The following is a 9,079-nucleotide window of genomic DNA, read 5'->3' as shown; positions in this document are numbered from 1 at the left end:
GACGCTGGTCGTCCGGCTCGGGCGCGCTGCGGGTCTCGGCGGGGGCCGGGGCGGTGGTGGCGGGGTGCGCCTCGGCCGCCGGCGGGGACTGCCCCTCGGCCTCTGCCTCGGGCGGCGGCGCGCTCTCCGCCTCCTTGTCCTTCTCGCGCCCGGTCAGCCGGGCCCAGAGATCGCGCAGGGCCATGGCTCAGCCCTCCCCGGCGGGGGCGGCGGCGAGCAGCCCCTCGGCATCGGCGCCCGTCACGCGCAGGCGCAGCAGCTGGCCATGCCGCGCCGCCGGCCCGCCGCACAGGCGCAGCGGGGCGAAGTGTTCGGTGTGGCCGCGATCGGGACCTTCCATCAGCACGGTTTCCTCCTGTCCCAATCGGGCCTGGTAGAAGCGGAGCGCGGCCGCCTGGCCGGCCTGGCGCAGCCGCGCGGCCCGCTCGCGGCGCAGGGCGGTCGGCAGTTGCGGCATGCGGGCGGCCGGCGTGCCGGGCCGTTCGGAATACGGGAAGACGTGCAGGAAGTGCAGCCCCATCCTCTCCACCAGCGCGAGGCTGGCGGCGAACTGCGCCTCGGTCTCGGTCGGGAAGCCGGCGATCAGGTCGGCCCCCAGCGCGAGGCCGGGCCGCAGCGCCCGCGCCCGGGCGGCGAGGGCGAGCGCCTGTTCCGGCGTGTGGCGGCGCTTCATCCGCTTCAGGATCAGCCCGTCGCCATGCTGCAGCGAAAGGTGCAGGTGCGGCATCAGGCGCGGCTCGTCGGCGAGCAGCCGCCAGAGATCGTCGTCGATCGCGGCCGGATCGAGCGAGGAGAGGCGCAGCCGGGGCAGTTCCGGCACCAGGGCCAGCAGGCGGCGCACCATCTGGCCCAGGCGCGGCCGGCCCGGCAGGTCGCTGCCATAGCTTGCGATGTCCACTCCGGTCAGCACCACCTCGCCGCAGCCGGCGCGGGCCAGGCCGCGCACCTCGCCGACGATGGCGCCGAGCGGTACGGAGCGCGAGGCGCCCCGCCCCTGGGGAATGACGCAGAAGGTGCAACGGTGGTCGCACCCCTGCTGCACCTGCACGAAGGCGCGGGCGCGGCCGGCGAAATCGGTCACCGGCCGAGGCGCGGGGGCCTCCGCCGCCGCGCCGGGCGTGGCCTCCAGCGCCCAGGTGGCGGGCGCGAGCTTCCCGCCATTGCCGATGACGCGGGCGACACCGGGCAGGGCGGCCCAGCGCGCCGGGGCGATCTCCGCGGCGCAGCCGGTGACGAGGATGCGGCGGTCCGGATGCTCCCGGGCGGCGCGGCGGATGGCCTTGGCGGCCTGCCGCTCGGCCTCCGCCGTCACGGCGCAGGTGTTGACCAGGATGACGCCGCTGTGCCCGGCCCGCAGCGCCAGCTCGCGCATGGCGACGCTCTCATAGGTGTTGAGCCGGCAGCCGAAGCTGAGCAGCTGGACCGGCTCGTCGCCCGCCGGGCGCGCCGGCGCCGCGCTCAAGGGGCCCCGCTCATGCCGGCCAGGCGTCGAGGTCGAGGGTGCCGAGGAAGGCGGTGGCGACCGGGCCGCCCATCAGCACCCCGCCCTCCAGCCGCCATTCGAGCATCAGGCTGCCCCCTGGCAGGTCGATCCGGGCACGCCGCCCGGCCAGGCCGCGGCGATGCGCGTTGACCAGCGTGGCGCAGGCGCCCGAGCCGCAGGCCAGCGTCGCGCCGGCGCCGCGTTCCCAGATCCCGAGGCGGATATGCTCGGGCGAGAGGATCTGCGCGAAGCCGATATTGGCGCGCTCGGGGAAGAGCGGGTGGTGCTCCAGCGCCGGGCCCAGCGCGCGCCAGTCCAGCGCGTCCAGATCCTCGACGAAGAAGGTGACGTGCGGATTGCCCATCGAGCAGGCGGCGGGATCGGCCAGGCCGGCGGATTCGAGGGGCAGATGCGCCGTGTCCATCGCCTCGGCCAGCGGCACGTCCTGCCAGCCGAGCAGCGGCGCGCCCATGTCGACGCGGATGCCGCCATCCGGCGCGCGCTCCGCCGGCAGGTCGCCGCGCACGGTGCGTACCACCACCTGGTCCCGCCCGGTCTCGGCCATCAGCAGGCTGGCGATGCAGCGCGTGGCATTGCCGCAGGCGCCGGCCTCGGAGCCGTCGGGGTTCCAGATGCGCATGAAGACGTCGGCGCCCGTGCCGGGCGGCTCCATGACGATGAGCTGGTCGCAGCCGATGCCCCGGTGCCGGTCGGCCAGGGCGGCGACGCGGGCCGGGGTGAGGGGCAGGGCGGCGGGACGGGCGTCGAGCACGACGAAGTCGTTCCCCAGCCCGTGCATCTTGCGGAACGGTGTGGACACGGCTGCCTATATAGGCGCGGCGTGGCGGCGGTGGAACCCGCGCGCCCGCCGCGCCCGCCTCACTCGCCAGCCGCCTCCAGCGTGCCGTACACCGCCTCGCGCACCGCATTGGCCGCCGGGCCGCCATTCACCCCGGTCTGCGTCATCACCACCGTGACGATGCGGTGGGCCGGATCGACGAAGAAGCCGGTGCCGTAGATGCCGCCCCAGCCATAGGTGCCCGGGCCCTGCCTGGTCTTCCCCGCCACCGGATCGGTCAGCACGGAGAAGCCGTAGCCGAAGGCATAGCCCGGGCCGCGCAGGTCGATCGGATAGGCGCCAGTCTGCGGCCGGGTCATCTCCGCCACCGTCTCCGGCTTCAGGATGCGCGCGCCGTCCAGCTCGCCGCCGCGCAGCAGCATGCGCGCGAAGCGGCCGTAGTCGCCGATGGTCGCGGTGGCGCCGGCGCCGCCGGAAGGATAGGCGGCGGCGCTGAAGGCGCGGTTCGGATCGGCCGTCCAGGTGCCGCCCGAGAGCGGGTAGGGCACCACCTGCGGGCTGGCCATCGGCCGCAGCGTCCCCGCCGCATCCGGATAGAGCGCCGTGACCATGCGCGGCCGGGCGCTCTCCGGCACGTGGAAGGCGAAGCTCCCGAGGCCGAGCGGCGTGGCGATGTGCCGGGCGACATAGGCGTCGAGCGGCTCGCCGCTGGCGCGGGTGACGATGGCGCCGAGCACGTCGGTGGCCAGGGAATAGTGCCAGCCGCTGCCGGGCTGCATGGCGAGCGGCGCCCGCGCGAGGCGGCGCATGTTGTCGTCGAGCGCGCGCCCGGGGGCCGCCAGCCCGTCATCCACGCCGAGGCGGCGATAGGCCTCGACCACGCCGGGCACGTTGAGGAAGGTGTAGGACAGGCCCGAGGTGTGGCGCAGCAGGTCGCGCACGGTGGGCTGGCGCGCGGCGGGCACGGTGCGGTCCCGCGCGGCGGCCCCGGCCCGGCCGCCCGTCTGCCCGCCTGCCTGGGGCGCGCGGACGCGGAGGTTGCGGAACTCCGGCAGCCAGCGGCCGACCGGATCGTCCAGCCCGATCCGGCCCTGCTCGACCAGCTGCATCACCGCGACCGAGGTGAAGGGCTTGGTCATGCTGGCCAGACGGAACAGGCTGTCCGGCGCCGGCGGCGTGCCGTTGCCGGGCGCGGTCTCGCCGGCGCTGCCGCTGTAGAGCACCGTGCCGTCCTCGCGCAGCACCAGCGCCGCGATGGCCCCGACCTTGCCGGATTGCACCTGCTCGCGCAGCGCCGCGTCGAGTACGGCCTGACGGGAGGCAGGGGGGGCGGTCGGGCTGGCGCAGGAGGAGAGCGCGAGGGCGGCCAGCGGCAGCAGCGCCGTGACGAGGCGGCGGCGGATGGGGAATGGCGGTGACATCGTGTCCTCCAGGCGAGATCTTTATCGGGGCGCGGCCTTCTCGGGGCGCGTTTCGTTTCGCCATCGTGCAGGCTGGCGCAAGGTCGGGATTACGGCAAGGCCCGCGCCACGCCGGCGGGAGGGGACAGGTACGGGGGAGCGCCCATGCCGGGCGCGCGGGGCAGCCCCCGCCGGCCGGGAAGGCCCGCCCCGGAGGCTTGTCTCGCGGGGCGGGTGACTGTATAGGCCCGCCTCCGCTATCCGCGCGTCCGGGCCTGTAGGGCATGCCCGGCCGCGGCTTCGTGTCCTGATTGTGACTTGACGGTTGCAATTGGGACTCCGATCTCAAGGAGACCGAAATGCCCAAGATGAAGACCAAGTCGAGCGTGAAGAAGCGCTTCAAGCTGACCGCCACGGGCCTGGTGAAGGCCGGCGTCGGCAACAAGCGCCACATGCTCACCGCCAAGACCAACAAGATGAAGCGGCAGAACCGTGGGACCTTCGTGCTGAACAAGCAGGACGGCGACACGGTGAAGCAGTGGATGCCCTACGGCTCGGCCCGGTAAGGTAAGGATCTGAACCATGGCTCGTGTCAAGCGCGGCGTCACCGCCCATGCCCGTCACAAGAAGGTCCTGAAGCTCGCCAAGGGCTATGTGGGCCGGTCCTCCACCGGCTACCGCCCCGCGCTCGAGCGGGTCGAGAAGGCGCTGCAGTACGCCTATCGCGACCGCCGGGTGAAGAAGCGCGAGTTCCGCGGCCTGTGGATCCAGCGCATCAACGCGGCCGTGCGCGAGCATGGCCTGACCTACTCGAAGTTCATCGCCGGCCTGAAGGCGGCGAACATCGAGCTGGACCGCAAGGTGCTGGCCGCCATCGCCTTCGATGACGCCGCCTCCTTCGGCGCCCTGGTCGAGAAGGCCAAGGCGGCGCTGCCGGCTTCCGCCGAAGCGTGATCTCCGCCCCCGCCTGGGCGGGGGAGTGAGGACAGAGCCGCCGCCGCCCGGGTGAGAGCCCGGGCGTCCGGCGGCTTTTTTCGTATCGGGCTTCCGAGACCCGGCGACGGATGGGACCGAGTGACATGACCGATGACCTGGCTGCCCTGCGGGCGGAGACCGAGGCGGCGCTGGCGGCGGCGGGCGACCTGCGCGCGCTCGATGCCGTGCGTGTCGCGACCCTGGGCAAGAGCGGCAGCCTGACCGCGCTGCTGAAGGGGCTGGGCGCGGTGGCGCCCGAGGCGCGCAAGGAGCGCGGCGGCGCCGTGAACCGCCTCAAGGGCGAGCTGGAGCAGGCCTTCGAGGCCCGCCGCCTGGTGCTGGAGGAGGCCGCGCTGGAGGCCCGCCTCGCCGCCGAGCGGATGGACGTGACCCTGCCGCCCCGCCCCCACCCGCCGGCGGGCGCCGAGGCCGGGGCCATCCATCCCATCGCCCGCACGGTGGAGGAGCTGACGGCGATCTTCGGCGCCATGGGCTTCGGCGTGGCGGAGGGGCCGGACATCGAGGGCGACTGGTTCAACTTCGGGGCGCTGAACATCCCCGACCACCATCCCGCCCGGCAGGACCACGACACCTTCTACCTGCCGGCCACGGCGGGCGGCTCGCGGCCGGTGCTGCGCACCCACACCTCGCCGGTGCAGATCCGCACCATGCTCTCCCAGGAGCCGCCGATCCGCGTCATCGTCCCCGGCCGCACCTGGCGCGCCGATCACGACGCGACCCATTCCCCGATGTTCCATCAGGTCGAGGGGCTGGTGATCGACCGCGGCATCACCCTGGCGCATCTGAAGGGCTGCCTGATCGACTTCCTGCGCGCCTTCTTCGGCATCCGCGACCTGCCGGTGCGTTTCCGCTCCTCCTACTTCCCCTTCACCGAGCCCTCGATGGAGGTGGATATCGGCTGGAACCGCAGGACCGGCGAACTGGGCAAGGCCCAGGGGGGAGGCAACGACTGGCTGGAGATCCTGGGCTCCGGCATGGTGCATCCCCGCGTCCTGGCCAATTGCGGCATCGACCCGCGCGAGTGGCAGGGCTTCGCCTTCGGCATGGGGATCGAGCGCATCACCATGCTCAAGCACGGCATCCCCGACCTCCGGCCATTCTACGAAAGCGACATCCGCTGGCTCCGGCACTACGGGCACAGCCCGCTCTCCCCGGCCTCCCTGGCGGAAGGGGTGTGAGACGATGAAGTTCTCCCTGTCCTGGCTGAAGCGGCACCTCGAGACCGAGGCGACGCTGGAGCGGATCACCGCCACCCTCAACAGCATCGGCCTGGAGGTGGAGGGCGTCGAGGACCGGGGCGCGGCGCTGGCGCCCTTCCGCATCGCCCATGTCGTCGAGGCCACGCAGCACCCGAATGCCGACCGCCTGCGCGCGCTGAAGGTCGATGACGGCTCCGGCACGCTGCTCTCCGTGGTCTGCGGCGCGCCCAATGCCCGCGCCGGCATGAAGGGCGTGCTGGGCCTGCCCGGCGCCGTCGTCCCCGGCTCCGGCATCACGCTGAAGGTGGGCGAGATCCGCGGGGTGAAGAGCGAGGGCATGATGTGCTCCGCCCGCGAGCTCGGCCTCGGCGAGGATCACGACGGCATCCTCGACCTGCCGGCCGACGCGCCGGTGGGCGCCGCCTACGCCGCCTGGGCCGGGCTCGACGATCCGGTGGTGGAGATCTCGGTCACGCCGAACCGGGGCGATGCGCTCTCGGTGCGCGGCATCGCCCGCGACCTCGCCGCCGCCGGGCTCGGCCGGCTGCTGCCCTTCGCGCCGGAGACGGTGCCGGGCGTCTATCCCGCGCCGTTGCGCTGGGTGATCGAGGACCGCGAGGCCTGCCCCTGGGTGCTGGGCCGCGCCGTGCGGGGCCTGCGCAACGGCGCCTCGCCGCAATGGCTGCGCGACCGGCTGACCGCCATCGGCCTGCGTCCGATCAACGCCCTGGTCGACATCACCAACTTCTTCACCTTCGACCTCGGCCGGCCGCTGCATGTCTTCGATGTCGCCAAGGTGAAGGGCGACACCCTGGTCCTGCGGCGCGGCCGGGAGGGCGAGAGCTTCCTGGCGCTGAACGGCAAGGAGGTCTCGGTCACGCCGGAGGACTGCGTCATCGCCGATGCCGCGGCGGTGGAATCCCTGGCCGGCATCATGGGCGGCGAGCATTCCGGCTCGGACGAGGGCACCACCGAGGTCTTCATCGAATGCGCCCTCTTCGATCCGGTGCGCATCGCCCTCTCCGGCCGGCGGCACGGGCTGCGCTCCGACGCGCGGCAGCGCTTCGAGCGCGGCATCGACCCCGCGCTGCTGCCCGACGCGCTGGAGGCGGCGACGGCGATGGTCATCGCGCTCTGCGGCGGCGAGGCCTCGGAGATCGCCGAGGCGGGGGCCGAGCCGTCCTGGCGGCGCGAGGCCAGCCTGCGCTTCGAGCGCATCGCCGGCCTGGGCGGCGCCGAGATCGCGCCCGAGGCGGCGGTGGCGACGCTGGAGCGGCTGGGCTTCGGCGTGCTGTCGCGCGACGCGGAGCGGGTGACGGTCTCCGTCCCCCCCTGGCGCAACGACATCGCGGCGATGGGCGCGGAGGCCCTGGTCCAGGCGCCCGGCCTGCCGGAGGCCAAGGCGCGCGCCGCCGCCGAGGGCCGCGCCGCCATCGAGCCGGAATGCGACCTGCTGGAGGAGGTGCTGCGCATCCACGGGCTGGACCGCATCCCGCCCGCCTCGCTGCCGGTCGCCTCGCCGGTGCCGCTGCCCTCCCTGACGCCACGCCAGGCGCGGGCCGGGCTGGCGCGGCGGGTGCTGGCGGCGCGCGGGATGCTGGACTGCGTCTCCTTCGGCTTCCTCGACCGCGCCACGGCGGCGCGCTTCGGCGACGTGCCGGAGCGGTTGCGGCTGGAGAACCCGATCGCCGCCGATCTCGACCAGATGCGCCCCACCCCCCTGGCCAGCCTGGCCCTGGCCGCCGCGCGCAACCAAGCGCCCGGCAGGCCCGACCTCGCGCTCTGCGAGCTGGGCGGCGCCTATGCCGATGCCGCGCCCGAGGGCCAGGCGCTGCTCGCCGCCGGTCTGCGCGCCGGCGCCACGCCGCGTCACTGGGCCGAGCCCTCGCGGCCGGTGGACGCGATGGACGCCAAGGGCGATGCGCTGGCGGTGCTGACGGCGCTCGGCGTGCCGATGGCGGCGCTCAGCGTCACCGCCGATGCGCCGGCGCATTATCATCCCGGCCGTTCCGGCGTGGTGCGGCAGGGGCCGAGGATGGTGCTGGCCCGCTTCGGCGCGCTGCATCCCAGGCTCTGCGCCGCGCTCGGCCTCGCGGGCGCGGTGGTCGGCTTCGAGGTCTTCCTCGACGCCATCCCGGAGCCGAAGCGCCGGAAGAAGGGCCTGCCCGACCTGCCCGCCTTCCAGCCGCTGCGGCGCGACTTCGCCTTCCTGGTCGATGCCGCCGTGCCGGCCGAGGCGCTGCTGCGCGCCGCGCGCGGCGCCGAGCGCGAGCTGATCGCCGAGGTGTCGCTGTTCGACCGCTATGCCGGAGAGAAGCTGCCCGAGGGCAAGGTCTCGCTGGCGCTGGAGGTGGTGCTGCAGCCGCGCGCCGCCAGCCTGACCGATGCCGAGATCGAGGCGGTGGGGGCGAGGATCGTCGCCGCCGTGGGCAAGGCGACCGGCGCGACGCTGCGCGGCTGAGGCGGCGGGGGGCCACGCGCTCCCCGCCGTCAGCGGCGGCCGAACATCCTCTCGAACTCGGCGCGGCCGAGGCGCAGCCAGGTCGGCCGACCATGGCTGCAGGTGCCGGCACGCGGCGTCGCCTCCATCTGGCGCAGCAGCGCGTCCATCTCCTCCGGCTTCAGGCGCCGCCCGGCGCGGATCGAGCCATGACAGGCCAGCCGCGCCACGGCCATGTCGAGCCGCCGTTCCAGCGCCGTGCTGTCCTCCCATTCCGCCAGCTCGGCGCAGAGGTCGCGCAGCAGCGGCGCCGGGTCGGGATTGCCGAGCAGGGCCGGCATGGCGCGCACCAGCGCGGCGCCGGGGCCGAAGCCCTCCAGCTCCAGCCCCAGCCGCTCCAGCAGCGGCGCCGCCTCCAGCAGGCGGGCGAGGTCCGTGGCCGGCAGATCGACCACGGCGGGCAGCAGCAGGGGCTGGCGGCGCACCTCGCCCTCCAGGAGCTGCGCCTTCAGCGCCTCATGCGTCAGCCGCTCATGCGCCGCGTGCTGATCGACCAGCACCAGCGCGCCATCCGGCGCCTCGGCCAGGATGTAGGTGTCCATCAGCTGCGCCAGCGGGCGGCCCAGGGGCCTGTCGCCGGCGGGCGCCTCCCGGACGGGGATCCGGCCCCCGGCGGCCGGCGCGGCCGGCCAGGAGGAGGGCGGCGGCAGGCGCAGGCCCGGCTGCCAGGGCGGAGGCATGGGCGGCGGCGCCAGGCCGGGC

7 protein-coding genes and 2 pseudogenes are annotated in these 9,079 nt (G+C 74.5%); 4 read left to right on the top strand and 5 right to left on the bottom strand.

Going from position 1 to position 9,079, the window contains the following annotated elements:
- The 4 genes and pseudogenes from ACVMLK_RS17900 to ACVMLK_RS17885 form a co-directional block, all read right to left on the bottom strand.
- Positions 1-184, bottom strand: a pseudogene (locus ACVMLK_RS17900) (hypothetical protein); the annotation flags it as partial.
- A gap of 3 nt (positions 185-187) precedes the next feature.
- The gene (mtaB, locus tag ACVMLK_RS17895) at positions 188-1,462 is read right to left on the bottom strand and encodes a tRNA (N(6)-L-threonylcarbamoyladenosine(37)-C(2))-methylthiotransferase MtaB (protein WP_457487164.1); all 1,275 of its coding nucleotides are present in this window, start codon (positions 1,460-1,462) and stop codon (positions 188-190) included.
- Between the two features lie 10 nt (positions 1,463-1,472).
- Positions 1,473-2,303 (bottom strand): diaminopimelate epimerase, encoded by an 831-nt coding sequence (gene dapF / locus ACVMLK_RS17890; protein ID WP_198365301.1) that lies wholly within the window; start codon positions 2,301-2,303, stop codon positions 1,473-1,475.
- Between the two features lie 59 nt (positions 2,304-2,362).
- Positions 2,363-3,703 carry a serine hydrolase domain-containing protein gene (locus ACVMLK_RS17885; protein WP_422922574.1) on the bottom strand — a complete coding sequence of 447 codons (1,341 nt, stop codon included), beginning with the start codon at positions 3,701-3,703 and terminating at the stop codon, positions 2,363-2,365.
- A 338-nt stretch (positions 3,704-4,041) separates the two neighbouring features.
- On the opposite strand from ACVMLK_RS17885, the gene rpmI reads away from it, so the two are divergent.
- From rpmI to pheT, 4 genes are all read left to right on the top strand, one after another.
- Positions 4,042-4,248 carry a 50S ribosomal protein L35 gene (rpmI, locus tag ACVMLK_RS17880; RefSeq protein WP_198365303.1) on the top strand — a complete coding sequence of 69 codons (207 nt, stop codon included), beginning with the start codon at positions 4,042-4,044 and terminating at the stop codon, positions 4,246-4,248.
- 16 nt (positions 4,249-4,264) lie between these two features.
- Positions 4,265-4,636, top strand: a complete 372-nt coding sequence (gene rplT, locus ACVMLK_RS17875; protein WP_198365304.1) for a 50S ribosomal protein L20 — start codon at positions 4,265-4,267, stop codon at positions 4,634-4,636.
- A gap of 125 nt (positions 4,637-4,761) precedes the next feature.
- Entirely contained in the window at positions 4,762-5,856 is a 1,095-nt protein-coding gene (gene pheS / locus ACVMLK_RS17870; RefSeq protein ID WP_198365305.1) for a phenylalanine--tRNA ligase subunit alpha, read from the top strand.
- A 4-nt stretch (positions 5,857-5,860) separates the two neighbouring features.
- The gene (gene pheT, locus ACVMLK_RS17865) at positions 5,861-8,338 is read left to right on the top strand and encodes a phenylalanine--tRNA ligase subunit beta (RefSeq protein WP_457487163.1); all 2,478 of its coding nucleotides are present in this window, start codon (positions 5,861-5,863) and stop codon (positions 8,336-8,338) included.
- Between the two features lie 29 nt (positions 8,339-8,367).
- Here the strand turns inward: pheT and ACVMLK_RS17860 are convergent.
- Positions 8,368-9,079: pseudogene (locus tag ACVMLK_RS17860) on the bottom strand (DNA mismatch repair endonuclease MutL); the annotation flags it as partial.

This window comes from Teichococcus aerofrigidensis, assembly GCF_054073225.1.
Note: the sequence above shows the minus strand (reverse complement) of the source record. Positions and strands in the feature narration are given on the sequence as shown.